This window comes from Pseudomonas sp. P20, from assembly GCF_016463925.1.
Classification (GTDB): Bacteria; Pseudomonadota; Gammaproteobacteria; order Pseudomonadales; family Pseudomonadaceae; genus Pseudomonas; species Pseudomonas aeruginosa.
The window spans coordinates 209,089-232,819 of the sequence record NZ_JAEMVM010000028.1 but is presented as its reverse complement, the minus strand read 5'-3'; the positions used below and the strand labels follow the sequence as shown (position 1 = coordinate 232,819).

The 23,731-nt window shown below is 67.9% G+C and carries 22 protein-coding genes; 15 read left to right on the top strand and 7 right to left on the bottom strand.

Going from position 1 to position 23,731, the window contains the following annotated elements:
• Positions 1-229 precede the first annotated feature (229 nt).
• The 8 genes from JHD77_RS26925 to JHD77_RS26890 all read left to right on the top strand — a co-directional run bounded on the left by JHD77_RS26925 (position 230) and on the right by JHD77_RS26890 (position 6,551).
• Entirely contained in the window at positions 230-1,162 is a 933-nt protein-coding gene (locus JHD77_RS26925) for a hypothetical protein (protein WP_031755301.1), read from the top strand.
• A gap of 163 nt (positions 1,163-1,325) precedes the next feature.
• Entirely contained in the window at positions 1,326-2,012 is a 687-nt protein-coding gene (locus JHD77_RS26920) for a YoaK family protein (RefSeq protein WP_003106170.1), read from the top strand.
• Positions 2,013-2,145: 133 nt separating this feature from the next.
• Positions 2,146-3,636, top strand: coding sequence for a UbiD family decarboxylase HudA (gene hudA, locus JHD77_RS26915; RefSeq protein ID WP_003118119.1), 1,491 nt, complete (start codon positions 2,146-2,148; stop codon positions 3,634-3,636).
• Between the two features lie 40 nt (positions 3,637-3,676).
• A complete protein-coding gene (locus JHD77_RS26910) occupies positions 3,677-4,153 on the top strand; it encodes a MarR family winged helix-turn-helix transcriptional regulator (protein ID WP_016561493.1) in 477 nt (158 codons plus the stop codon).
• Between the two features lie 91 nt (positions 4,154-4,244).
• Positions 4,245-4,532 carry a hypothetical protein gene (locus tag JHD77_RS26905; protein ID WP_031755300.1) on the top strand — a complete coding sequence of 96 codons (288 nt, stop codon included), beginning with the start codon at positions 4,245-4,247 and terminating at the stop codon, positions 4,530-4,532.
• Positions 4,533-4,796: 264 nt separating this feature from the next.
• Positions 4,797-5,438 carry a suppressor of fused domain protein gene (locus JHD77_RS26900; protein WP_003118118.1) on the top strand — a complete coding sequence of 214 codons (642 nt, stop codon included), beginning with the start codon at positions 4,797-4,799 and terminating at the stop codon, positions 5,436-5,438.
• Between the two features lie 154 nt (positions 5,439-5,592).
• Positions 5,593-6,027 (top strand): CBS domain-containing protein, encoded by a 435-nt coding sequence (locus JHD77_RS26895; RefSeq protein ID WP_003112686.1) that lies wholly within the window; start codon positions 5,593-5,595, stop codon positions 6,025-6,027.
• A 77-nt stretch (positions 6,028-6,104) separates the two neighbouring features.
• Complete coding sequence (locus JHD77_RS26890; protein ID WP_023090236.1) at positions 6,105-6,551, top strand: GNAT family N-acetyltransferase; 447 nt, start codon at positions 6,105-6,107, stop codon at positions 6,549-6,551.
• On the opposite strand, the gene JHD77_RS26885 is transcribed toward JHD77_RS26890, so the two are convergent.
• Entirely contained in the window at positions 6,548-7,414 is an 867-nt protein-coding gene (locus JHD77_RS26885) for a helix-turn-helix domain-containing protein (protein WP_031755299.1), read from the bottom strand. The genes JHD77_RS26890 and JHD77_RS26885 overlap by 4 nt on opposite strands.
• A gap of 177 nt (positions 7,415-7,591) precedes the next feature.
• Between JHD77_RS26885 and pobA the strand changes: the two genes are divergently transcribed.
• The 4 genes from pobA to JHD77_RS26865 all read left to right on the top strand — a co-directional run bounded on the left by pobA (position 7,592) and on the right by JHD77_RS26865 (position 11,870).
• A complete protein-coding gene (gene pobA, locus JHD77_RS26880; RefSeq protein WP_003121662.1) occupies positions 7,592-8,776 on the top strand; it encodes a 4-hydroxybenzoate 3-monooxygenase in 1,185 nt (394 codons plus the stop codon).
• A gap of 174 nt (positions 8,777-8,950) precedes the next feature.
• A complete protein-coding gene (locus JHD77_RS26875; protein ID WP_003121661.1) occupies positions 8,951-10,456 on the top strand; it encodes an MDR family MFS transporter in 1,506 nt (501 codons plus the stop codon).
• A gap of 116 nt (positions 10,457-10,572) precedes the next feature.
• Complete coding sequence (aroQ, locus tag JHD77_RS26870) at positions 10,573-11,019, top strand: type II 3-dehydroquinate dehydratase (RefSeq protein WP_031755298.1); 447 nt, start codon at positions 10,573-10,575, stop codon at positions 11,017-11,019.
• A complete protein-coding gene (locus JHD77_RS26865; protein ID WP_196994399.1) occupies positions 11,016-11,870 on the top strand; it encodes a shikimate dehydrogenase in 855 nt (284 codons plus the stop codon). The genes aroQ and JHD77_RS26865 overlap by 4 nt, the downstream gene beginning before the upstream one ends.
• Positions 11,871-11,909: 39 nt before the next feature.
• Here the strand turns inward: JHD77_RS26865 and JHD77_RS26860 are convergent, their stop codons facing one another.
• Positions 11,910-12,578 carry a TetR/AcrR family transcriptional regulator gene (locus JHD77_RS26860; RefSeq protein ID WP_003101858.1) on the bottom strand — a complete coding sequence of 223 codons (669 nt, stop codon included), beginning with the start codon at positions 12,576-12,578 and terminating at the stop codon, positions 11,910-11,912.
• A 92-nt stretch (positions 12,579-12,670) separates the two neighbouring features.
• Positions 12,671-14,575 (bottom strand): 3-dehydroshikimate dehydratase QuiC, encoded by a 1,905-nt coding sequence (gene quiC / locus JHD77_RS26855; protein WP_031755297.1) that lies wholly within the window; start codon positions 14,573-14,575, stop codon positions 12,671-12,673.
• Between the two features lie 545 nt (positions 14,576-15,120).
• Between quiC and JHD77_RS26850 the strand changes: the two genes are divergently transcribed.
• Together JHD77_RS26850 and JHD77_RS26845 are read left to right on the top strand one after the other, a co-directional pair.
• Positions 15,121-16,446 (top strand): MFS transporter, encoded by a 1,326-nt coding sequence (locus JHD77_RS26850; protein WP_003118619.1) that lies wholly within the window; start codon positions 15,121-15,123, stop codon positions 16,444-16,446.
• A 65-nt stretch (positions 16,447-16,511) separates the two neighbouring features.
• Entirely contained in the window at positions 16,512-17,777 is a 1,266-nt protein-coding gene (locus JHD77_RS26845) for an OprD family porin (protein ID WP_003118617.1), read from the top strand.
• A gap of 25 nt (positions 17,778-17,802) precedes the next feature.
• Here the strand turns inward: JHD77_RS26845 and JHD77_RS26840 are convergent, their stop codons facing one another.
• From JHD77_RS26840 to JHD77_RS26825, 4 genes are all read right to left on the bottom strand, one after another.
• Positions 17,803-18,681 (bottom strand): DMT family transporter, encoded by an 879-nt coding sequence (locus JHD77_RS26840; RefSeq protein ID WP_003101866.1) that lies wholly within the window; start codon positions 18,679-18,681, stop codon positions 17,803-17,805.
• 149 nt (positions 18,682-18,830) lie between these two features.
• Positions 18,831-19,646, bottom strand: a complete 816-nt coding sequence (locus JHD77_RS26835) for a sugar phosphate isomerase/epimerase family protein (RefSeq protein WP_003084082.1) — start codon at positions 19,644-19,646, stop codon at positions 18,831-18,833.
• 22 nt (positions 19,647-19,668) lie between these two features.
• Entirely contained in the window at positions 19,669-20,712 is a 1,044-nt protein-coding gene (locus tag JHD77_RS26830) for a Gfo/Idh/MocA family protein (RefSeq protein WP_003101871.1), read from the bottom strand.
• A 242-nt stretch (positions 20,713-20,954) separates the two neighbouring features.
• Positions 20,955-21,734, bottom strand: a complete 780-nt coding sequence (locus JHD77_RS26825) for an IclR family transcriptional regulator (RefSeq protein ID WP_003101874.1) — start codon at positions 21,732-21,734, stop codon at positions 20,955-20,957.
• Between the two features lie 305 nt (positions 21,735-22,039).
• Here JHD77_RS26825 and JHD77_RS26820 point away from each other — a divergent pair, with 305 nt between their 5' ends.
• Positions 22,040-23,386 carry a 4-hydroxybenzoate transporter PcaK gene (locus tag JHD77_RS26820; protein WP_003101875.1) on the top strand — a complete coding sequence of 449 codons (1,347 nt, stop codon included), beginning with the start codon at positions 22,040-22,042 and terminating at the stop codon, positions 23,384-23,386.
• Positions 23,387-23,731: the final 345 nt, after the last annotated feature.

Sequence of the window (23,731 nt, the reverse complement as noted above, 5' to 3'; positions counted from 1 at the left end):
ATTTCAGGACTAGACAAGACCTGCCTCACCGCCACCCGCTCCGCCGAGCAGCGCCTGTCCCTCGCCGCGAGACCAGAGCAACCGATCCTGTCCGGCCGGGAATGGCACTCAAGGCCGGGGCCAGATGAAGGGTCGATCGGCGGATAGTTCCTCGGGGCTGGCCGTTTCACGTCTATAGTTCTGCATGCTCGGATGCCGTTCCTACCAGGACTCCCACAGGAGCAACAGGATGCGCTCATGGCATGGCGTAGTCACGAAAATCGCCAAGCAAGGCAAGGGCGCCGTGGTCAAGAATCGACTCGGCCCGGAAGAGCTTCTGGTGCCCTTCACAGTGAGTACGCTCGTCGAGATCGACCTGGACGCAAGGATCTACGGAACGGATGTGGACGACACGCCCTGGGCGGAGGGCGACGAACGAAAGGAGGTGCTGGTCGGTACCGAAGTAGAACTGCTGACCGATACGGATACCTTTCCTACCCATGCGTCCCAGGTGCTCAGCGCCAATTTCCGTTTCGCCCTCGACATCGTCAAGGGAGGGCTCAGCGGCCCGGTCAGGAAAGGGGCGGTCCTGGTCATCTACCACGACTTCCAGCAGGAGATCCGGAGAGGCGACTCCGGCAGCGCCTTCGCGGAGGCGGTCGTCGCCTATGCGCGGAACAAGCTCTACAAGCCGGCCTTCGCGATCAAGGCAGATACCAACTACGCCCAGTTGGTTCGGGATCTAGGCAAGGTTGCCGCGGAGAGCGGCGAACAGTACTTCATCGATACGATCCTCATCGCCACCCACGGCACGGCTGGCCAACTCTGGCTGGGCAACCCCCACGGCGAGAGCACCGCGGACGTCATGGCCCGGCGTGTCCAGGGCAAGCAGTTCGTCGAGCCCCAGGCCTTTGGTGCGACCCTTCTCGAACTGTTCGGCAAGGAACTGGCCATCGCCCTCTACGGGTGCGACTTCGCCGGGGACGAGGACGGAGAAGCGGCGGCCCTCGAGCTGCGCATCGCCGCCAACGCGAGAGCGGTCTACGCCGGCAAGGGCACGGTGTATCTCAATGCCAGCAAAGAGGGTCGTTCCACGGTGACCTGCAGCAAGGCGATGGTGGTCTACCGGACCGACAAGATCGAGGTACTGGGTGGAAACCAGGTACCGGTATTCGATATCTGAGGCCCCGCCCCGCACTGTCATTGCCGATTGACCAGGATCTTCGGCCCCAGACGCTCCGCCTCGCCCCTGGCCTTTTCCCTGGGGAGAGCCTTAAGATCGGGAGTCCGCACTGGGGCGGACCTTCTCTTCCTGCGGGTGGTTTCTCCGGATGCTTCCAGACAGCATGGTGGGTAGCAGCGCGCGGCGCCTTCGTTTGCGGCGGACGCGCGGGCGTGTCGGGCTCGGCCTGGTGGCCGGGCTGTCGGTACTGGCAGGCATGACCGACGCCATCGGTTTCCTCGCCACCGGCGACTTCGTTTCCTTCATGAGCGGCAACACCACGCGCCTGGCGGTATCGCTGGGCGAGGGCGACTTCGGCGGGCTGGTGCGGCTGAGCGTCGCCCTGGCCAGTTTCGTCGTCGGCAACGCGCTGGGAGTGATACTGGCGCGCTTCAGCGGGCGCCGGGCGGCGCCGATCCTGGTCTGCTGCGCGATGCTGCTGGCGTTGTCGGCGGTCTGGCCATTCGACTGGAACGTGCCGGCGCTGGTCGCCGCGATCCTCGCCATGGGCATGCTCAACGCCGTGGTCGAGCAGGTCAACGGCCTGCCCATCGGCCTGACCTACGTCACCGGCGCCCTCTCCCGCTTCGGCCGCGGCCTCGGCCGCTGGCTGCTGGGCGAGCGGCGCAACGGCTGGCGGGTGCAACTGGTGCCCTGGAGCGGCATGTGCGTCGGCGCGGTGCTCGGCGCCCTGCTGGAACAGCAACTGGGCCTCGCGGCGATGGCGGCGAGCGCAGCGCTGGCGGCTCTTCTCGCGTTGCTGGCACTGGTGATTCCGCGGCCATGGCAGATGGACTATATGGTGCGTTGAGCGGCCACTGCGGGGTTTGCCGCGTGCCACGACGGCCCGACGAATCCCCGGAACGGAGCGCAGCACTTCTTGACCTCGCCTGGAACCATTCAATAGGATGCGTGCACACGCACTTATATGGAGTGGCGAGCCGATGAACCGCAGCGCCCTGGATTTCCGCCACTTCGTCGACCACCTGCGTCGCCAGGGTGACCTGGTGGACGTGCACACCGAGGTCGACGCCAACCTGGAGATCGGCGCCATCACCCGCCGGGTCTACGAACGCCGCGCACCCGCCCCGCTGTTCCACAACATCCGCGACAGCCTGCCCGGCGCGCGGGTACTGGGCGCGCCGGCCGGCCTGCGCGCCGACAGGGCCCGCGCCCATTCGCGCCTGGCGCTGCATTTCGGCCTGCCGGAACACAGCGGGCCGCGGGACATCGTGGCCATGCTGCGCGCCGCGATGCGCGCGGAACCGATCGCGCCGCGCCGGCTGGAGCGCGGGCCGGTGCAGGAAAACGTCTGGCTCGGCGAGCAGGTGGACCTGACCCGCTTCCCGGTTCCCTTGCTCCATGAGCAGGACGGCGGGCGCTATTTCGGCACCTACGGTTTCCACGTGGTACAGACGCCGGACGGCAGTTGGGACAGTTGGTCGGTGGGCCGGCTGATGCTGGTGGACCGCAACACCCTGGCGGGTCCGACCATTCCCACCCAGCACATCGGCATCATCCGCGAGCAGTGGCGCCGCCAGGGCAAGCCAACGCCCTGGGCGATGGCCCTCGGCGCACCGCCAGCGGCACTCGCGGCGGCCGGCATGCCGTTGCCGGAGGGGGTCAGCGAAGCCGGCTACGTGGGCGCCCTGGTCGGCGAGCCGGTGGAGGTGGTGCGCACGCAGACCAACGGCCTGTGGGTTCCGGCCAATGCCGAGATCGTCCTGGAGGGCGAGATCAGCCTCGACGAAACCGCGCTGGAAGGCCCGATGGGCGAATACCACGGCTATTCCTTCCCCACCGGCAAGCCGCAGCCGCTGTTCCACGTCCATGCGCTGAGCTTCCGCGACCAGCCGATCCTGCCGATCTGCGTCGCCGGCACGCCACCGGAGGAAAACCACACCATCTGGGGCACCATGATTTCCGCGCAACTGCTGGACGTGGCGCAGAACGCCGGACTGCCGGTGGACATGGTCTGGTGCTCCTACGAGGCGGCGACCTGCTGGGCCGTGCTGTCGATCGACGTGCAGCGCCTGGCGGCCCTGGGCACCGACGCCGCGGCCTTCGCCGCACGGGTCGCCGAGACCGTCTTCGGCTCGCATGCCGGACACCTGGTGCCGAAGCTGATCCTGGTCGGCAACGACATCGACGTCACCGAGATCGACCAGGTGGTATGGGCGCTGGCGACCCGCGCGCATCCGCTGCACGACCATTTCGCCTTCCCGCAGATCCGTGACTTCCCGATGGTTCCCTACCTCGATGCCGAGGACAAGGCACGAGGCAGCGGCGGTCGGCTGGTGATCAACTGCCTGTACCCGGAACAGTTCGCCGGGCAAATGCGTGCCGCTACGGCGTCGTTCCGCCACGCCTATCCGACGGCGCTGCGCAGGCGAGTCGAAGAACGCTGGAGCGACTACGGATTCGGCGACGCCTGAGCGCTACAATCCCCGCCCTGGCGAAAGAGGATCGAGGAAGGTGACCAGGCCAATGACCGAGACGAACGCACTGGGGCTGCCCCAAGGCCCGCTGTACCTGATGACGGAGATCGTCCGCCAGCGCGAACGGCAACTCACCGCCCTGCTTGCCCCTCTCGAACTGGGGCTGCATGAATGGCGTGCGTTGCGGATCATCCACGCCTTCGACGGTGACGTGCCGATGAGCGTGCTCATCGAGCACTCACAGACCGACCGCACCGCGCTGGGCCGGACCATCGAACGGCTGGTGCGGCGCGGCTGGGTCAGCCGCCTGCCGGATCCGGACGACGGGCGCGCCGTGCTGGTGCGCCGCAGCCCCGCGGCACAGGCGGTGTTCGAGCAGGCCCTGGCACAGGTCGCAGGGCTCGACGAAAGGCTGCTGGCGGGTCTCGGCGCCGGCCCGGAAGAAGAGGCGCTGACCCTCGTCCTGGGCAAGTTGCTGCGGGCCTTCGACGGGCTTTCCCGCGTGACGCAATAGCCTTTCGAGGGCATCTCCGGGTTTGCGAAGCAACTCTCATCCCGGTCATGGACTGTCCATCCGGCCCCCTATTTGCTGGCCGATTGATAGCATGAGCGGCCTTCGCAAGCCCATTCGACCCGCAATGCCACGACACCCGCACACCACCCTGCTCCTCTGCCTTTGCCTGACCCTGCCCGGTTGCGAGAGCGGCCGCAGCTACAGCCTTTCCGACGGCGCGCCTGTCACAGGCATCCGCATCCAGCGCGACGACCGCTCGCCGTTGCAGCGCCTGCGGGACTGCGAACGCCAGGGTTGCAGCGAGCGGCAGAAGATCGACCCGTTCACCCCCGATCCTGACTACCTGCGCGCGGAAGGCCACTTCCCGCTGCCCTGGTAAGCTTCCCTCTTCGCCCGTTCCCGACGGGCTTTTTTCCGTTCCCGACAGATACCCTCAACTGCCCTCAGCGCTTTCCTACGCACCAAGAAGGAAAGCCTCTCGCCTCTCTCGGAACGAGCCGATTTCTCGGCAGTCGCCGTTCGCATTCCATTGGTCACCCAACGGCAACCAGGATCAGCCATCACTGGTCTGCCCTCGCATGGAACCGGCCGCGCCCCCGGCGCCCCATGTCCGGCCCCACCCGCTAAGTCCAGAGGACCGAAGATGAACGACTACATCGCCCGGCTGCGCGAGAAATACGACGCCCATTTCGGTTGTGCGCCCGCCATGACCCTGGATTGCCGGGACTTCTGGAGACACTGCGTAGCGGCGCCGGAAATGGCGGTCTTCGCTTATCGCCTGGAAAGCACCCGGCGGCCGCACCATGTGGTGATCACCGCCGGGATGAGCCAGGCACCGATGCATTTCGCGCCCTACATGGGCAAGGCGCGCTGGTCCGCCGAGCTGATCTGCTATCTCGACGAACTGGGCGGCGATGACCTGCGCCACCTGCAATGGCTCGCCGGCCTGCCATTCCACGAGCGCCTCGCCCTGGGACATGGACATGCGGTGGCGTTCGGCTTCCCGCTCTACGAGCAGAGCCTGCTGCGGCACTTCCTTCTCCTCCCGGCGCCGCTGGAGGAGGATGCCTCCCTGTTCGACGGCTTCGCCCTGTCGGCGCATCCGGTCGACCTGCTGTGGGTCGTGCCGTTGACCGAGCAGGAATACCAGGTGAACGTCAAGGAACACCTCGAGGGCATCGCCAGGCTGCTGACCGACGCCGGCCACCCGCTCAGCCTCGACCGGCACCGCCATTGCTACGTCACCGGCCAGTCGCCGGAAGGGCTCGCACGGGTGCTGCACTAGCCCCGCAGGGAAAGACTAATAGCGCGGGCCCTACCTTCGTCGGGAAAGCGATGATGACGTTTTTCAATCGGTTCGATGCCGTTTTCCCCGCTTGCCGATCCGCTCGCCGTCTACGATTCTTGCTGGACGTGAGAACGGCTCCGGAGGGGCGCGTATGAAAACCGTGGCACAATTGTTGAACGCCAAGCAGAACCAGCAGGTGTACACCATCGGAGCGGACGAGATGGTGCTCGACGCCCTGCGCCTGATGGCGGAAAAGAACATCGGCGCGCTGCTGGTGGTGAACCATGGCGAGGTGGTAGGGGTGGTCAGCGAGCGCGACTATGCGCGCAAGATGGTCCTCAAGGGCCGTTCGTCCATCGGTACGCCGATCAGCGCGATCATGAGCGCGCCGGTGGTCAGCGTGGACTCGAAGCAGAGCGTCGACACCTGCATGAACCTGATGACCGATCGCCACCTGCGCCACCTGCCGGTCGTGGAAGACGGCCAGTTGCTCGGCCTGCTGTCCATCGGCGACCTGGTCAAGGCGGCGATCGCCGAGCAGGCCGAGCTGATCCAGCAACTGGAACAGTACATCCGCGGCGACTGAAGCGTACATGCCGGACCTACCCTTTTCCCGCCGGCTCACGCGATAATCCGCGGCTGTTCCCGTTGCGAGCTGCCGCCATGTCCTCTCCGCTGAAAATCCGCCGCTACATTCCCGCCGACCGCGATGCCACCCTCGCCATCTGGCTGGAGGCCTCGCGCGTCGGCCACGGTTTCCTCGGCGAAGCCGAGTTGCAGAAGCAGAAGGCACTGGTTCGCGATCATTATCTGGATGCCTCGGAAACCTGGCTGGCGCTGGACGGCGATACGCCGCTGGGCTTCATCGGCCTGCTCGATGCCTTCATCGGCGGCCTGTTCGTCGCCCCGACGGCCCACGGGCGCGGGATCGGCCGGCAACTGGTGGAGCACGCGGCAACCCTGAAGGGCGCGCTGGAGGTCGAGGTCTACGCCGCCAACCGCGAGGCGCTGGGGTTCTACGCGCGCTGCGGCTTCGTCGAGAGCGGCCGACGCCCGCGCGACGACGAGGGGCGCGCGCTGGAGATCGTCCAGTTGCGCCGCGAACACTAGTCGCCCTTGCGGAAAGCGCTCGGCGAGACGCCGCTCAGGCGCTTGAAGAAACGGGTGAAGTAGGCCGGCTCGCTGAAGCCGAGGCGGTCGGCGATCTCGTTCACCGTCATCGCCGTGTAGACCAGGTCGCGCTTGGCCTCCAGCAGCAGGCGCTGGTGCACGATGCCCAGTGCGGTCTGCCCGCTGAGGCGGCGCGCCACGCCGTTCAGGTGTGCCGGGGAGATGCCCAGGCGACGCGCGTACTCGTCGATTCCCAGGTGCTCGCGGAAATGCCGCTCGACCAGTTGCGAAAAGGCCGATAGGTATTCCTGACCGCGACCCGGCCGGGCCTCCGCCCGCCGGACCATCACCTGCCGCCCCAGCCACACCGCCAGCACGCCGATCAGCGACTGCAACAACAGCTCGCGCGCCGGCGCAGCGCCGGCGTACTCGCCGTCTATGGCGTCGAACAGCGTGTCGATATAGCGCCGGTCCGCGCCCACCGGGTACAACCCCGGCGCCTCCAGCGCCTGGCGCTGCGCGCCGAGGTGCGCCTGCAGGCGGGCCAGCAACGGTGCGGCGACCGTCAGCACGTAGCCGTCGATGCGCTCGGAGAACTGGAAGCCATGGATGCACAACGGCGGTACGAACTGGATGGAAGGCTGCTCGACGCGAGTCGGCTCGCCCTCGACCTGGAGCTGCGCCCAGCCCTTGCGCACGTAGAGCAACTGAGCGAGATCGGCGTGCCGGTGCGGCTTGATCTCCCAGTCGTGCAGACGACTGCGGGCGGGGATCGACTCGCAGTGCAGCAGGTCCGGGGTCGGCCATTCGAGGGGAGCGCCGTAGAGCTTGAACACCGGGACGTCGCGGATGGAATCCGTCATCGAGCCCTCCGAGCGAAATGGCCGATTGCCGAACAGACTTTATAAAAGTCCAGAAATAGATCGGCAATTTGCCTTCTATAGCACTCCACGGCAAACAAAAATACAGCCACCTCCAGACAAGATCAGCGCCGGCGCATGCGCCGCCGGCCAGCCATAACAGCGAGAGGGCTATCCGCAATGAAGACTCAAGTCGCCATCATCGGCGCCGGTCCGTCCGGCCTCCTGCTCGGCCAGTTGCTGCACAAGGCCGGCATCGACAACGTGATCCTCGAACGCCAGACCCCGGACTACGTGCTCGGCCGCATCCGCGCCGGCGTGCTGGAACAGGGTATGGTCGACCTGCTGCGCGAGGCCGGCGTCGACCGGCGCATGGCGCGCGACGGGCTGGTCCACGAAGGCGTGGAGATCGCCTTCGCCGGGCAGCGCCGGCGCATCGACCTGAAGCGCCTGAGCGGCGGCAAGACGGTGATGGTCTACGGCCAGACCGAGGTCACCCGCGACCTCATGGAGGCCCGCGAAGCCTGCGGCGCCACTACCGTCTACCAGGCCGCCGAGGTGCGCCTGCACGACCTGCAAGGTGAGCGCCCCTACGTGACCTTCGAACGCGACGGCGAACGGCTGCGCCTGGATTGCGACTACATCGCCGGCTGCGATGGCTTCCACGGCATCTCGCGGCAATCGATCCCGGCGGAGCGGCTGAAGGTCTTCGAGCGGGTCTATCCGTTCGGCTGGCTCGGCCTGCTCGCCGACACCCCGCCGGTCAGCCACGAACTGATCTACGCCAACCATCCGCGCGGCTTCGCCCTGTGCAGCCAGCGTTCGGCCACCCGCAGCCGCTACTACGTGCAGGTGCCATTGTCGGAGAAGGTCGAGGACTGGTCCGACGAGCGCTTCTGGACGGAACTGAAGGCGCGACTCCCGTCCGAGGTGGCGGAGAAACTGGTGACCGGACCTTCGCTGGAGAAGAGCATCGCGCCGCTGCGCAGCTTCGTGGTCGAGCCGATGCAGCATGGCCGGCTGTTCCTCGCCGGCGACGCCGCGCACATCGTGCCGCCCACCGGCGCCAAGGGACTGAACCTGGCGGCCAGCGACGTCAGCACGCTCTACCGGCTGCTGCTGAAGGCCTACCGCGAAGGGCGCGGCGAACTGCTGGAACGCTACTCGGCAATCTGCCTGCGGCGGATCTGGAAGGCCGAACGCTTCTCCTGGTGGATGACTTCGGTGCTGCATCGCTTCCCCGACACCGACGCGTTCAGCCAGCGCATCCAGCAGACCGAACTGGAGTACTACCTGGGCTCCGAGGCGGGCCTGGCGACCATCGCCGAGAACTATGTCGGCCTGCCCTACGAGGAAATCGAGTAGGCCGCGCCACCCCGGCGCAACGCCGGGGCACCTTTCCCAAGGCGGGACGCAACGTTGGCGCAGGCGGATATCGACGAAAGACGGCCCACGGATCGATTCTCCCCGGCACCTGTCCTACCCCAGGCGCAGTATGATGCCCGCTGCCTTCGCGTTCCGTCCGCCCCAGGTGCCGTCTTGTCCGATCTCGCCCAGAACCCGCCCGCCGTCCGTACCGTCCTCGCCGGCCTGATGCTGTCGATCTTCCTCAGCGCCCTCGACCAGACCATCGTCGCCGTCTCCCTGCCGGCGATCTCGGCCGACTTCGCCGACCTCGACCTGCTGGCCTGGGTGATCTCGGCCTACATGGTGGCGATGACCGTATCGATGCCGATCTACGGCAAGCTCGGCGACCTCTACGGCCGCCGCCGTCTGATGCTCTTCGCCATCGTCGTGTTCACCGCCGCCTCGCTGCTTTGCGGGCTCGCGCAGAGCATGGGCCAACTGGTGCTGGCGCGAGTGCTGCAGGGGATCGGCGCGGGCGGGCTGATGGCGGTGAGCCAGGCGATCATCGGCGACATCGTCCCGCCGCGCGAGCGCGGCCGCTACCAGGGTTACTTCAGCAGCATGTACGCCATCGCCAGCGTCGCCGGCCCGGTGCTCGGGGGCCTGCTCACCGAGTACCTGTCGTGGCGCTGGGTATTCTGGATCAACCTGCCGATCGGCCTTCTCGCGCTGGCCATCTCGCGGCGAACCCTGGTCGGCCTGCCGGTGCCGCGCCGGCAACCGGTGATCGACTACCTGGGCATCGTGCTGATGGTGGTGGGCCTCACCGCGCTGCTCCTGGCCATCACCCAGATCGGCCAGGGCGCAGCCTGGAGCGACCCTGCGCTGCTCGGCCTGTTCGCCCTGGCGGCGCTCGCCCTGCTGCTGTTCGTCGCCCAGGAGCGGCGCTTCCGCGAACCGCTGGTGCCGATGCAACTGTTCGCCGTCCGCGCCGCCACCCTCAGTTGGCTGGTTGCGTTCTTCGCCAGCTTCCAGGCCATCTCGCTGACCGTGCTGGTACCGCTGCGCTACCAGAGCGTTACCGGCGCCGGTGCCGACAGCGCCGCGCTGCATCTGCTGCCGCTGGTCATGGGCCTGCCGCTGGGCGCGTACTGCTGCGGGCGGCTGACCGCCAGCCTGGGACGCTACAAGCCGCTGATCCTGCTCGGCGCCGTCCTGTTGCCCTGCGGCATCGCCGGCCTGGCCCTGGTCCCGGTCGGCGACCACTGGCTGTCCGGGCTGTGCATGCTGCTCACCGGGATCGCCATCGGTACCCAGTTCCCGACCAGCCTGGTGGCCGCGCAGAACGCCGTGGAGCAACGCCACATCGGCGTCGCCACCAGCAACGCGACGTTGTTCCGCTCCCTCGGCGGGGCAGTCGGGGTGGCGCTGATGTCGGCGATCCTGCTGGCCCTGCTCAAGCACCTGCGGATCGGCGGCGGGCTCGACCAGGGCTTTTCCGAGAGCGCCCTGCTGAGCAGCCTGGACGCCGCCAGCGGGCCGGCCCGGGTGATCCTCCAGCATGTCCTCGCGGATGCCTTCAAGGTGCTCTTCCTGGTCAACGCGGCGGTGGCGCTGCTCGGCCTGGCGGTGGCCTCGGCACTGCCCGACATGACCCTGCGCGGCCGCGGCGCGACGCAACCGGCGGCAGGCGAGTGAGCGGACGCCGATAATCGAACGCTTTCGTCCCGTTGGCGACGGCGTCCGGTTTACAAAAGTAACCGTTCGGTACATTTTCCCGGCATCGATGACATCATTGCTGTGGAGGCTGCGCCATGACGCGCACGGTACTGGTCCTGAACGGCCCCAACCTGAATCTGCTCGGCACCCGCGAGCCACAGACCTACGGCCGGCGGACCCTGGGCGAAATCGCCGACGAATGCGCGGCCTTCGCCGAGACGCGCGGCTTCGCCGTGGACTTCCGCCAGACCAACCAGGAAGGCCAACTGCTCGACTGGATCCACCAGGCCCGCGGCCGGGTCGTCGGCATCGTCATCAACCCCGCCGCCTGGACCCACACCTCGGTGGCGCTGCGCGACGCCCTGGCCGCGGTGGAACTGCCGGTGGTCGAAGTGCACCTGTCCAACGTCCACCAGCGCGAAGCGTTCCGCCACCACTCCTACGTCTCGCCGGTGGCGCTGGGAGTGATCTGCGGATTCGGCAGCCTCGGCTACCGCCTGGCCCTGGAACATTTCGCCGAGCGTTTCGAGGCGGCCGCATGAGCGCGCCGCGATCGGTTCTCGCCGGCCTGATCGGTGCCGGCATCCAGGCGTCGCGGACCCCTGCCCTGCACGAGCGCGAGGGCGACGCCCAGGGCATCCGCTATCTGTACCGGCTGATCGATCTCGACCTGCTGGGCAAGTCGGCGGACGACCTGGAGTTCCTGCTCGCCGCCGCCAGCGACCTCGGCTTCACCGGGCTGAACGTCACCTTCCCCTGCAAGCAGGCGATCATCCCCCTGCTCGACGAACTCTCCGCCGAGGCGCGCGGCATCGGCGCGGTGAACACCGTGGTGCTGCGCGATGGCCGGCGCATCGGCCACAACACCGACTGCCTGGGCTTCGCCGAGGGCTTTCGGCGCGGCCTGGCCGACGCGCCGCGCCAGCGCGTGGTGCAGATGGGCGCGGGCGGCGCCGGCTCGGCAGTGGCCCATGCGCTGCTCGCCGAGGGCGTCGAGCGGCTGGCCCTGTTCGACGTCGACCCGGCGCGGGCCCAGGCCCTCGCGGACAACCTCAACCAGCACTTCGGCGCGCCACGAGCGCTCGCCGGCAGCGACCTGGCCGGCGCCCTGGGCGACGCCCAGGGATTGGTCAACACCACCCCGGTGGGCATGGCCAAGCTGCCCGGCATGCCGGTGCCGGCGGAACTGTTGCGCGCCGACCTGTGGGTCGCCGAGGTGATCTACTTTCCGCTGGAAACCGAGCTGCTGCGCCAGGCCCGCGCCCTCGGCTGCCGCACACTGGACGGCGGCACCATGGCGGTGTTCCTGGCGGTGAAGGCATTCGAACTGTTCAGCGGAGTAGAGGCTGACGCCGCGCGCATGCAGGCGCACTTCGCCAGCCTGGGCGACTGAATGGCCCCCCTCTCCCGCCAAGGGGAGAGGGGACGGCAGTCAAGCACGGATGTAGCGCAATACCGCCTCGCCAATCATCCGCCGGTGCCGCTGGCGAACCTCGGCGTCGTGCAGGTCGGTGCGAAAGATCCGCGACACGGTGTAGCGATTGGACACCCGGTAGAAGCAGAACGAACTGATCAGCATGTGCACGTCGAGCGCCTCCAGCCCGGCGCGGAACACCCCTTCCGCTTCGCCGCGGCGGAGAATCTCGGCGATGCTCTGGACGATCGAGCTGTTGACGCTCTGCACCAGTTCGCTGCTGGCGATGTGCTCGCCCTTGTGGATGTTCTCGATGCTGATGATGCGCACGAAATCCACGTGCCGGTCGTGGTAGTCGAAGCTGAACTCCACCAGCTTCTCCATCGCCTTGGCCGGCGGCAGCGCGCCCAGCCGCAGGGTGCCCTCGATACCGCGGATGTCGCTGTAGAGCTTCTCCAGCACGGCCTGGTAGAGCTGCTCCTTGCTGCCGAAGTAGTAATAGATCATCCGCTTCGAGGTATGCGTGCGCTCGGCGATGGCGTCCACCCGCGCACCCGAGAGGCCCTGGGCGACGAACTCGTCGATGGCGGCGCGGAGGATGTCCTGGCGGGTCTTCTCGGGATTGTTCTTGCGTCCCTTGCCGCGCGGAGCGGATTCCTCCACGACGGCGGGATCAGGCTTGGACATCGGTGACTCACTCGTGGCCGGCGGGAATTGCGGCCGATTATGCGGGGCCCGCCCGGCTGTAGGAAGAGCACCTGCCGGAGCCCCGACAATTCTCACAGCTTGACCCGGCGCACACCCCGCCGCGCTTGCGCCATCGCCGCCAGGCGCACCGGCACGTTGGCCGCGCCGTAGCCGGCGTAGCCGTGGCGGCGCTGGAGGATCTCGAAGAAGAAGCGCTCCTCGAACGGCTCGGTGAACACATGGAACAGCTCGCCGCCCTGGGCGTCGCGGTCGTAGAGGACGTTGTAGTAGGCCAGTTCGCTGAGGAACTCGTCGTCGAAGTCGAAGCGCGCGGCGAGGTCGTCGTAATAGTTCAGCGGGATTTCCAGCAGTGCGACCCCGGCCTCCTTGGCCTGGGCCACGGCGGCGAAGATGTCGGCGCAATCGAAGGCGATGTGGTGCACGCCGGAACCGCGATAGCTGGACAGCGAACGGGCGATGGCGGTGTTGCGGTCCTCGGAAATGTTCAGCGGCAGGCGCACGCTGCCGCAGGGGCTACGCACGGCGCGACTGGTGACCAGGCCATAGGGGTCGGGCAGCACCACCTCGTCATCGGCGCCGAAGTCGAACAGGCTCTTGTAGAACAGCACCCAGCTGTCCAGGCCTTCGGCGGGCAGCGCCAGGGCCACGTGGTCGACGCGCCGCAGGCCGAGGCCGGAGGTGTCGGCGTCGTTCGTCACGAAGTCGCTGTCGTAGATGCTGCGGCCCTCGGTGTGCCGCTCGACCAGATACAGCAGGCTGCCGTCGAGGGCGCGCACCGCCGGGATTTCCCGCTCGTTGGGGCCGAGCAGTCCGCGGTACGGCTGGCCTCCGTACGCACGAGCGCGCTCCAGCGCCTGGCCGGCGTCACGCACGCGCAGCGCGGTGGCGCACAAGGACGGTCCGTGGGCCTCGAAGAAACCGTGGGCGAAGGAATAGGGCTCGGCGTTCAGTACCAGGTTGATGTCGCCCTGGCGCAACAGGCTGACATTCTTCGAACGGTGCTCGCCGGCCCTGGCGAAGCCCAGTCGTTGCAACCACTGGCCAAGGCGCGCGCCGAGCGTCTCGTCGACGGCGAACTCGAGGAACTCGATGCCGTCGCAGAGGCTCGCCGGCGGCGGCGCGAACAGCTCGTCCACCGCCACGTGCGGCGTCTGGCGTTGCAGGTGCTCGCGGGTCTTCTCCTCGAGGTAGAGCAGCGAGCGCAGGCCGTCGACGGCGTTGGCGCGGGTCGGCGCGGCGCGGAAGCCGTCGTTGAAGACCTCCAGCGACAGCGGACCGCGATAGCCGGACGCGACGACCGGCGCGAGGAAGCCTGCCAGGTCGAAGCCGCCCTGACCCGGGAAGCAGCGGAAGTGCCGGCTCCATTCCAGCACGTCCATTGCCAGCAAGGGCGCGTCGGCCATCTGCACGAAGAAGATCTTTTCCCCCGGAAGATCGGCGATGCCGCGGGGATCGCCGTCCAGCGAGAGGGTGTGGAAGCTGTCGAGGATCAGCCCGAGGTTCGCCTGGTCGGCCCGCCGCACCAGGTCCCAGGCCTGCTCCCAGGTGTTCACCTGGCGCCCCCAGGCCAGCGCCTCGTAGCCGATGCGCAGGCCGCGGATGGCGGCGCGCTCGGCCAGCTGCCGGAGGTCATCGGCCAGCAGCGCCGGTTCGCCGAGGGCATCGGCAGCGACGTTGCTGCACACCAGCACCAGGTCGGTGCCGAGTTCCTGCATCAGGTCGAACTTGCGTTCGGCGCGCTCCAGGTTTCGCCCCAGGCGTTCCCGGCGGCAGCCCTCGAAGTCGCGGAACGGCTGGAACAGCAGGATCTCCAGGCCCAGGTCGGCACACAGCCGGCGTACGTCGCGCGGGCTGCCGTCGTAATGAAGCAGGTCGTTCTCGAAGATTTCCACCCCGTCGAAACCGGCGGCGGCGATGGCCTCGAGCTTTTCCGGCAGGGTGCCGCTCAGGGATACGGTGGCGATCGAACGCTGCATGCTTCGACTCCTCAATGCGCCCTACGGCGCCTGGCGCCGCGCGAGGGCCGGCGGCGGAACGGCGGAGGCGCGGATAGCCCGCGCGGGATGCGCCGGGAAGCCACTTCGGGTCGCTGAGACCGCTCGCCCGGCAAGCCGATTATTGGTTTGCGCCAACTGCCGGGCAACGCAAAATGTACGAACTGGTTAGTATTCCGTTCGAATATCGAACGGAAGCACGATTATCGAATTGACGCTTTTTCGACCAATCGCGCACCATCGCTGCCACCCGTGCAGGCCGTCCCGATCTGCCGGAAGCGCTCCGCGCTTCTTTCCGGGCACCTGCGCAACCCACGCGACATAACAATTTCAAGAATCGGGTACCCGCTCATGTCCATCGCCGACCTCTCCGTCCGCCCTCCATCCCGTCCGCTGGCCGCTCGTCCGGCCCGTCCGCCCCTGGCCCGCTGACACCGGCGCGGCCCCTGGCCCGCCCGCGTGCAACCCAGAACGACAAATCCAGGCCGGGCGCCCAGGCACCGGCCGCCGAAAGGATGGCCCCGTCAATGATCCACTCTTCCAGCTCTCGACTGCTCGCCGCCGACGCCCCGCGGGAATCCCGCGGCGGCAGGATCCGCAACGCCTTCGCCGTCGGCCGGACGCGCTGGGGCATGCTCGCCCTGGTGTTCTTCGCCACCACCCTGAACTACATCGATCGCGCCGCCCTCGGCGTGATGCAGCCGATCCTGGCCGAGAAGATGAGCTGGACGGCAATGGACTACGCCAACATCAACTTCTGGTTCCAGGTCGGCTACGCCATCGGCTTCATCCTCCAGGGCCGCTTCATCGACAAGGTCGGGGTCAAGCGCGCGTTCTTCCTCGCCGTGCTGCTCTGGAGCCTGGCCACCGGCGCCCACGGCCTGGCGACCTCGGCGGCGGGCTTCATGGTCTGTCGCTTCATCCTCGGCCTGACCGAGGCGGCCAACTACCCGGCCTGCGTGAAGACCACCCGCCTGTGGTTCCCCGCCGGGGAACGGGCGGTGGCCACCGGCATCTTCAACGCCGGCACCAATGTCGGCGCAATGGTCACCCCGGCCCTGTTGCCGCTGATCCTCAGCGTCTGGGGCTGGCAGGCGGCGTTCCTCTGCATGTCGGCGCTGGGCCTGGTCTGGCTGGTGTTCTGGTGGCGCAACTACTACAACCCCGAGGAGCATCCGCGGGTGAAGCAGAGCGAGCTGGAATACATCCAGCAGCAGGAGGAGCCGCCCGCCACCCGCGTGCCCTTCTCGCAGATTCTCCGCCGCCGCGGCACCTGGGCCTTCGCCCTGGCCTACTCGATCACCGCGCCGGTGTTCTGGTTCTACCTCTACTGGCTGCCGCCGTTCCTCAACCAGCAGTACGGCCTGGGCATCAGCGTGACGCAGATGGGCATCCCGCTGATCCTGATCTGGTTGACCGCCGACTTCGGCAGCGTCGGCGGCGGCATCCTTTCGTCCTGGCTGATCGGCCGCGGCATGCCGGCGATCCGCGCGCGCCTGCTATCGATGCTGCTGTTCGCCTGCACCATCGTCGGCGTGGTGTTCGCCGCCAACGCCAGCGGCCTGTGGATCGCCGTGCTGGCCATCGCCCTGGCGGTCGGCGCGCACCAGGCGTGGACGGCGAACATCTGGAGCCTGGTGATGGACTACACGCCCAAGCACCTGATGAGCACGGTGTTCGGCTTCGGCGGCATGTGCGCGGCGCTGGGAGGGATGTTCATGACCCAGATCGTCGGCGGCGTACTGACCGCGACGAACAACAACTACGCGGTGCTTTTCACCATGATCCCGGCGATGTACTTCATCGCCCTGACCTGGCTGTACTTCATGGCCCCGCGCCGGATCGAAGCCTGAGTCCAAGCGCCCGGCGCTCGCCGGGCGCCTCCCTGCCTAGAGAACAAGAACGAAGGGACACTCCCATGTCGCACCCGAGCCACGTCCGCGCGCTCTGCGCTTCCCTCTGCCTGGGCGCCGGCCTGCCAGTCCATGCCGGGCACGTCCACGCCGGGCAAGGTTTCCTCGAAGACGCCAAGGCCAGCCTCACCGCGCGCAATTTCCACCTGCACCGCAACTTCGTCGGCGATGCCAGCCAGGGCAAGGCCGAGGAGTGGACGCAGAGCTTCATCCTCGACGCCCGCTCCGGCTTCACCCAGGGCAGCGTCGGCTTCGGCCTCGATGTCCTCGGTCTCTACAGCCTGAAGCTGGATGGCGGCAAGGGAACGGCCGGCACCCAACTGCTGCCGATCCACGACGACGGCCGCCCGGCCGACGACTTCGGACGCCTGGCGGTGGCCGGCAAGCTGCGCGTCTCGAACAGCGAACTGAAGATCGGCGAATGGATGCCGGTGCTGCCGATCCTCCGCTCCGACGATGGCCGCTCGCTGCCGCAGACCTTCCGCGGCGGCCAGCTCAGCGCCAACGAGATCGCCGGCCTGACCCTCTACGCCGGCCAGTTCCGCGGCAACAGCCCGCGCAACGACGCAAGCATGCAGGACATGTCGCTGTTCGGCCGGCCAGCCGCCACTTCCGACCGCTTCGATTTCGCCGGCGGCGAATATCGCTTCAATGGCGAACGCAGCCTGCTCGGCCTGTGGAACGCCGAGCTGAAGGACATCTACCGCCAACAGTACCTGCAACTGCAACACAGCCAGCCGCTCGGCGACTGGCTGCTGGGCGCCAACCTCGGCGGATTCCGTGGCCGCGACGCTGGCAGCGCGCGCGCCGGCAAGCTCGATAACCGCACCGTTTCCGCGCTGTTCTCCGCGCGCTACGGGCTGCATACCCTCTATCTCGGCCTGCAGAAGGTCAGTGGCAACGACGGCTGGATGCGGGTCAACGGCACCAGCGGCGGAACCCTGGCCAACGACAGCTACAACGCCAGCTACGACAATCCCGGCGAGCGCTCCTGGCAACTGCGCTACGACTTCGACTTCGTTGGCCTCGGCCTACCCGGCCTGACCTTCATGACCCGCTACCTGCATGGCGACCATGTGCGCCTGGCCGGAGTCACCGACGACGGCAGCGAATGGGGACGCGAGAGCGAGCTGGGCTACACGCTGCAGAGCGGCGCCTTCAAGCGTCTCAACGTCCGCTGGCGCAACTCCAGCCAGCGCCGCGACTGGGGCAGCAATACCCGCTTCGACGAGAACCGGCTGATCGTCAGCTATCCGCTGAGCCTGTTGTGAAGCCTACGCGCCGACCCCGTTGCGTTCAGCGGCCACGGCGCCAGGCGACCACCAGGCCGCTGGCGCAGATGACGAGGATGCCGAGCAGCGCCCAGGCATCCGGCACGTGGCCGAACACCAGCAGGCCGAGCAGGCCGGCGAAGATGATCTGGCCATAGCTGAACGGCGCCAGGGTCGCCGGCGGCGCATGGCGGAAGGCCTGGGTCAGCAGCAGGTGGCCGCCCATGCCGCAACCGCCCAGGGCGATCATCATCAGGCCGTGGAGAAGACTTGGAGTCTGCCAGAAGAACGGCACCAGCAGGCTCATGATGAGCGTGTTGAAGATGCCGGCGAGGAAGTTGCTGGTGGTCGGGCTGTCGCTGTTGGCGAGCATCCGCGTGAGCAGTTGGTAGAGCCCGAAGCACAGCGCCGAGCCGAGCGGGAACAACGCCGCCGGGGTGAACAGCGCGCCACCGGGACGCACGATGAAGAGCACGCCGATGAAGCCGGTGAGCACCGCCAGCCATTGGCCGAGGCTGACCTTCTCCTTCAGCAGCGGCACGGATAACGCGGTCACCAGCAGCGGTGCCAGGAAGTTCACCGCGGTCGCCTCGGCCAAGGGCAGGTAGCGCAGGCCGGTGGTGAAGAACAGGCTGGTGCCGATCAGGCACAGCGCCCGCGCCAACTGCATGAGCGGACGGCGGCTGCGGATCACCGCGAGGCCGTTGCGCGGCACGAACACGGCGACCATCAACAGGGTGTGCACCAGGTAGCGGGCCCAGACCACCATGACGATCGGGTAGAAACCGGAAAGGAACTTGGACAACCCGTCGTGGCTGGCGAACAGGAACACCGCGGCACAGATCAGCAGGATGCCGCGCAGGGTCTGGTCGCTGGCGGGCAGCGGGGAGGTGGATGCGTTCATCGGAGGGTCCGGGCACCAGGGCAAATCGATAGCAGGCTATTTATTCTGACGGTACCCGCCATCGAGGAAAGAAACGATCGGCTTCAACGTTTGGAAACTATAGAACCCCGTTCCATTATGCAAACGGGCAACCTGCCTGCGCGGTGGCGCTACAGGCGGGCGAGCAGCGCCCGGGTCCGCTCGATCGCCAGCCGCGCCCGCTCCGCGCCATCCACGCCGCGCGCGAGCAGATCCAGCGCGGGCACCTCCAGGCTCAGCGGCAGGTTCTCCGGCAAGGCGCGCAGCAGCGCCAGCAGATCGAGCCCGCCATCGCCAGGGAAGCGCCGTTCCTCGCGGGCCTGGCGAAGGATTTCGTCCATCGACGTCGGACGCGGCCCGACGACATCGCAGAGTTGCGCGTAGCCCAGGCGCGCAGGCGGGATCGCCCGCAGGTCTTCCAGGCTGCTGGCCGAGCGGTCGAAATGGAAGGCGTCCAGCAACAGGCCGGCGTTATCCCGCGCCGCCGCCTCGACCACCCGCGCGGCCTGCCGCAGGTCGCGGATCCCGGTCCAGGGCATGAACTCCAGGTGCGGGTCGAGGCCGAGCGGCCGCGCCAGGTCGCACAACGCGGCGAAATTGTCCGCGCTGCGCCGTTCGTCGTCATCGTTGCCGGCCACCAGTACATAGCGCGCGCCGAACTCGGCGCCGACCTCCAGCACCGCGGCGAACTCGCCGACGCGGGTGTCCGGACGCAGGCGCAGGATCTCCACGTCCAGCGTGCGCACTCCGCTGTCGCGCAGCCGCGCCAGGGTCCGCCGGCGCAGGCCGGCATCGGCCAGCAGCGGATAGTGGTGCTCTTCCACGGTGGCCGGCACCAGGCGCAGGCCGACATGACTGTAGCCGGCGCGGGCGGCAGCCTCGACCATGTCCGGGGGCGACAGCTCGAGCACGGTGAGCGCCGCCAGGGAAAGAATCCTCGATTCCATGCACTACCTCATCGTCAGCGGTTCAGAAACTGGCCGGCGCGCAGGCCCGGCCACTGCGCGCGGCCTCGCGAACCGCCTCGACCAGCGCCAGGGTGCGAGCGGCGTCGGTGGCATCCATCAATGGCGCTTCCTCGCCCCGCGCGACCCGGACGAAGTGCTCTAGCTGGCGTTGCAGGGGATCGCCTGTCGCCACGGCCTCCACGCTGGCCGCCAGCGGGTCGTGCCAGCCCTGCCGGGCCTCGGCGTAGCGCCAGCGGCGGAGCTGGGGAAGGCTCAGGGCACCCTCGGTGCCGGCCAGCAGGTAGCAGGGTTGCTCGGCCTGGCGCGGATAGACCGGGTTCTCCCCGGCTGCCAGCTCCCAGCTCCAGGGCGCCGCCGCAGCGTCGCAACCGGTCAGGCTGCCCAGGGCGCCATTGGCGAAGCGCAGGAGCAGCGCGATGTTGTCTTCGTTGGGCAGGCCACGGATAGCGTTGCCGGCCAGCGCCTGCACCTCCCGCACTTCCCCGCACAGGTGGCGGAGCAGGTCGAGGTCATGGATCAGGTTGGTCAGCAACATTCCCGCGCCGGGCTCGCGACGCCAGGCCACCTCGAAATAACTGTCGGGCTTCTTCAACTGCCAGAGCGCGGTGACCGACAGCAACCGACCGAGCGCGCCCTCGGCGATCAATTGGCGCGCCCGCACGACCAGCGGATTGTGCCGACGATGGTGACCGACCAGCAGCGGAACGCCAGATCGCCGGGCGACGGCCACCAGCTCGCTCACTTCGTCGAGCTGCACGCCGACCGGTTTTTCCAGCAGCAGCGGCACCCCGGCGGCGAGGCAGTCGAGGGCGGTGGCGACATGCAGGTTGTTCGGATTGGCGACGATCGCCGCTTGCGGCCGGGCTTCTTCCAGCAACCTCCGATGATCGCCGAACCAGGGCACGCCGGCGTCCGCGGCGAACGCCTGGCCCTGCGGATCGGCCACCGCACACAGGCGCGCGCCGGCGATTCGCTGCAAGCGGTGGTAATGCTGGCGGCCCATATTGCCGGCGCCGATGAGGGCGATGCGAAGCGGTGCGTCCAAGGCGGTCCCCAATCGTTGTTTTCTTGTTCGCTTCAAGATTCCAGAACGTCGTTCCAGATTTAGCGAGGGAGATTATTTGAACGAATGGCTGGCCCCGCGCAAGAGCGCTTCGAGACGGCACTACCGCCGGCGCATCCATGGAAGTGCGGAAAGGCCCGCCGCATGCGGGCTCGTGACAGGCAAGAAAGCGTTCGCTATTCGAACGCTGATGTCGGGAAAGGACTGGGGCCGGGCCGGATGGCTCAGCGGAACAGCTCGGACGCCTGGCTGGCGTGGGACAGGTCCTGCGCCGCGGCCAGGAGCAGGGGCGCCAGTTCGTGCATGCGCGCCTCGCCGAAGCGTGCGCTCGGCCCGGCCACGCTGAGCACGCCGAGAGCCCGTCCGTCCTCGGGGTGGCGCACCAGTGCGGCCATCGCCGCCATGCCCGGCGCCGAGCATTCGATCTGCCAGGCATAGCCGTGCTCGCGGGCGCGCTTCAGGTAGCGCAGCAGCTCGCTCCTGGAACGCGGCGCGTTGGGACCGAAGTCCCGCGCCGCCCCTACGCCCTGGCGCTCCACCAGCGCCAGCGCCGCCTTGTCGCTCAGGCTGGCCAGCCAGGCGTGCCCGGATGCGGTGTAGAACAGCGGCGCCTCGCGCCCCATGTCGGGGTCGTAGCGTAGCCCGGAGGTGGCGCCCTGGGACTTGGCGATCCAGGTCTGGCGATCGCCTTCGATCACCCCCAGGCGCACCAGTTCGCCGGTCTCCCGGGCGAGCCCGTCGAGCACCGGCTGGACCAGGTCGACCACCCCGCTGGAAGCGAGGAAGCGGAAGCCCAGCGCGGCCAGGCGGGTGCTGAGGCGGTAGCGGCTGGTGTCGTCGTCCTGGCGCACGTAGCCGAGCCGGATCAGCTCGGCGAGCATGCGGTGCGCGGCGCTCTTGGGGATATCCAGGCGGTCCGCCAGTTGTTGCAGGGGCAGGCCACGGGCATCGCTGGCGAGGAGTTCGAGCAAGCCGAGGGCGCGTTCGATGAGGCTACCGGCCATGGAGGGGCGTTCCTGAGTCGAGGAAAGGCAGGATTCTAGAATCTGGTTCCGGATTTTCACAGCCTGGCGAAGGTCGAGATTTCACAGGGTTTCGTTCGATCAGCGAACCGATAAACGATTATCGGATTGCCACTCCCCATGGCCCTCCGTAATGTGTCTGCACCCCGGCAGGCCGAGCGCCTCCGCTACAAAAACAACAGGGGAATCCCGACATGCCGCAGCACGCCTTGCCTTCCGCCGCCTGCACCTGAGCCACGCGTCCGACCCTCGTCCCACGCCCTCACTCTCGCCGCGGAACCCGTCCCATGAACAGCCCCAGCCTGCCCGCCGTCGAACGACTCGACGTGCAAGCCTTCATCAATGCCCAGCCGCTTTCGCCGTACCAATGGCGGATCGTCCTGCTGTGCTTCCTGATCGTCTTCCTCGATGGCCTCGACACCGCCGCGATGGGCTTCATCGCTCCGGCGCTGACCCAGGACTGGGGCATCGACCGCGCCAGCCTCGGGCCGGTGATGAGCGCCGCGCTGATCGGCATGGTCTTCGGCGCCCTCGGCTCCGGACCGCTGGCCGACCGCTACGGACGCAAGCTGGTATTGGTCGCGGCGGTCTTCCTCTTCGGCCTGTTCAGCCTGGCCTCGGCCTACAGCACCAACGTCGAGCAACTGCTGGCGCTGCGCTTCCTCACCGGCCTCGGCCTCGGCGCGGCGATGCCCAACGCCACCACCCTGCTTTCCGAATACACCCCCGAGCGCCTCAAGTCGCTGCTGGTGACCAGCATGTTCTGTGGCTTCAACCTGGGCATGGCCTGCGGCGGATTCGTCTCGGCGAAGCTGATCCCGCTGTTCGGCTGGCACAGCCTGCTGCTGCTCGGCGGCCTGCTACCGCTGGTCCTGGCGGTAGTCCTGCTGTTCCGCCTGCCGGAATCGGCGCGCTACCTGGTGGTGCGCAACCGCGGCAGCGAGCGGGTACGCCAGGTGCTGGCCCCCATCGCCCCGGCGCAGGTGGCGCTGGCACGGAGTTTCCACGTCCCCGAGCAGCAGACGGTGCAGGCCCGCAACGTGTTCGCGGTGATCTTTTCCGGTACCTACAGCGCCGGCACCCTGCTGCTCTGGCTGACCTACTTCATGGGCCTGGTGATCGTCTACCTGCTCACCAGCTGGCTGCCGACCCTGATGCGCGATAGCGGCGCGAGCCTGGAGCAGGCGGCGTTCATCGGCGCGCTGTTCCAGTTCGGCGGGGTGCTCAGCGCCGTAGCGGTGGGCTGGGCGATGGATCGCTTCAACCCGCACAAGGTGATCGGCCTGTTCTACCTGCTGGCGGGGGTGTTCGCCTGGTGCGTCGGCCAGAGCCTCGGCCAGGTCACCCTGCTGGCGACCCTGGTGCTGCTGGCCGGCATGTGCATCAACGGCGCGCAGTCGGCGATGCCGTCGCTGGCGGCGCGCTTCTATCCGACCCAGGGGCGGGCCACGGGGGTCTCCTGGATGCTCGGTATCGGCCGCTTCGGCGCCATCCTCGGCGCCTGGATCGGCGCCACCCTGCTGGGCCTGGGCTGGAACTTCGAACAGGTGCTGACCGCCCTGGTGCTGCCGGCTGCACTGGCCACCGCCGCGGTGCTGCTGAAGGGGTTGGTCAGTCACGCGGATGCGGGGTGAAACTGCCCCATCGCGTAGGACGCATAACCGCTTGCGGTTATCCGCCGCCGGGCTTCGGTGTATCGGCGGATAACGCCGATGGCGTTATTCGCCCTACCCCAGGGGTCGGCATCGCGTAGGGCGCATAACCGCTTGCGGTTATCCGCCGCCGGGCTTCGGTGTATCGGCGGATAACGCCGGTGGAGTTATTCGCCCTACCCCAAGGGTGGGCGTCGCGTAGGGTGCATAACCGCTTGCGGTTATCCGCCGCCGGGCTTCGGTGTATCGGCGGATAACGCCCATGGCGTTATTCGCCCTACCCCAAGGGTGGGCATCGCGTAGGACGCATAACCGCTCGCGGTTATC

Bases quoted from the DNA above. Each gene is read 5' to 3' on its own strand.
- JHD77_RS26925 (WP_031755301.1), top strand. From the start codon at position 230: ATGCGCTCATGGCATGGCGTAGTCACGAAAATCGCCAAGCAAGGCAAG.
- JHD77_RS26920 (WP_003106170.1), top strand. From the start codon at position 1,326: ATGGTGGGTAGCAGCGCGCGGCGCCTTCGTTTGCGGCGGACGCGCGGG.
- hudA (WP_003118119.1), top strand. From the start codon at position 2,146: ATGAACCGCAGCGCCCTGGATTTCCGCCACTTCGTCGACCACCTGCGT.
- JHD77_RS26905 (WP_031755300.1), top strand. From the start codon at position 4,245: ATGAGCGGCCTTCGCAAGCCCATTCGACCCGCAATGCCACGACACCCG.
- JHD77_RS26900 (WP_003118118.1), top strand. From the start codon at position 4,797: ATGAACGACTACATCGCCCGGCTGCGCGAGAAATACGACGCCCATTTC.
- JHD77_RS26895 (WP_003112686.1), top strand. From the start codon at position 5,593: ATGAAAACCGTGGCACAATTGTTGAACGCCAAGCAGAACCAGCAGGTG.
- JHD77_RS26890 (WP_023090236.1), top strand. From the start codon at position 6,105: ATGTCCTCTCCGCTGAAAATCCGCCGCTACATTCCCGCCGACCGCGAT.
- JHD77_RS26885 (WP_031755299.1), bottom strand. From the start codon at position 7,414: ATGACGGATTCCATCCGCGACGTCCCGGTGTTCAAGCTCTACGGCGCT.
- pobA (WP_003121662.1), top strand. From the start codon at position 7,592: ATGAAGACTCAAGTCGCCATCATCGGCGCCGGTCCGTCCGGCCTCCTG.
- aroQ (WP_031755298.1), top strand. From the start codon at position 10,573: ATGACGCGCACGGTACTGGTCCTGAACGGCCCCAACCTGAATCTGCTC.
- JHD77_RS26865 (WP_196994399.1), top strand. From the start codon at position 11,016: ATGAGCGCGCCGCGATCGGTTCTCGCCGGCCTGATCGGTGCCGGCATC.
- JHD77_RS26860 (WP_003101858.1), bottom strand. From the start codon at position 12,578: ATGTCCAAGCCTGATCCCGCCGTCGTGGAGGAATCCGCTCCGCGCGGC.
- quiC (WP_031755297.1), bottom strand. From the start codon at position 14,575: ATGCAGCGTTCGATCGCCACCGTATCCCTGAGCGGCACCCTGCCGGAA.
- JHD77_RS26850 (WP_003118619.1), top strand. From the start codon at position 15,121: ATGATCCACTCTTCCAGCTCTCGACTGCTCGCCGCCGACGCCCCGCGG.
- JHD77_RS26845 (WP_003118617.1), top strand. From the start codon at position 16,512: ATGTCGCACCCGAGCCACGTCCGCGCGCTCTGCGCTTCCCTCTGCCTG.
- JHD77_RS26840 (WP_003101866.1), bottom strand. From the start codon at position 18,681: ATGAACGCATCCACCTCCCCGCTGCCCGCCAGCGACCAGACCCTGCGC.
- JHD77_RS26835 (WP_003084082.1), bottom strand. From the start codon at position 19,646: ATGGAATCGAGGATTCTTTCCCTGGCGGCGCTCACCGTGCTCGAGCTG.
- JHD77_RS26825 (WP_003101874.1), bottom strand. From the start codon at position 21,734: ATGGCCGGTAGCCTCATCGAACGCGCCCTCGGCTTGCTCGAACTCCTC.
- JHD77_RS26820 (WP_003101875.1), top strand. From the start codon at position 22,040: ATGAACAGCCCCAGCCTGCCCGCCGTCGAACGACTCGACGTGCAAGCC.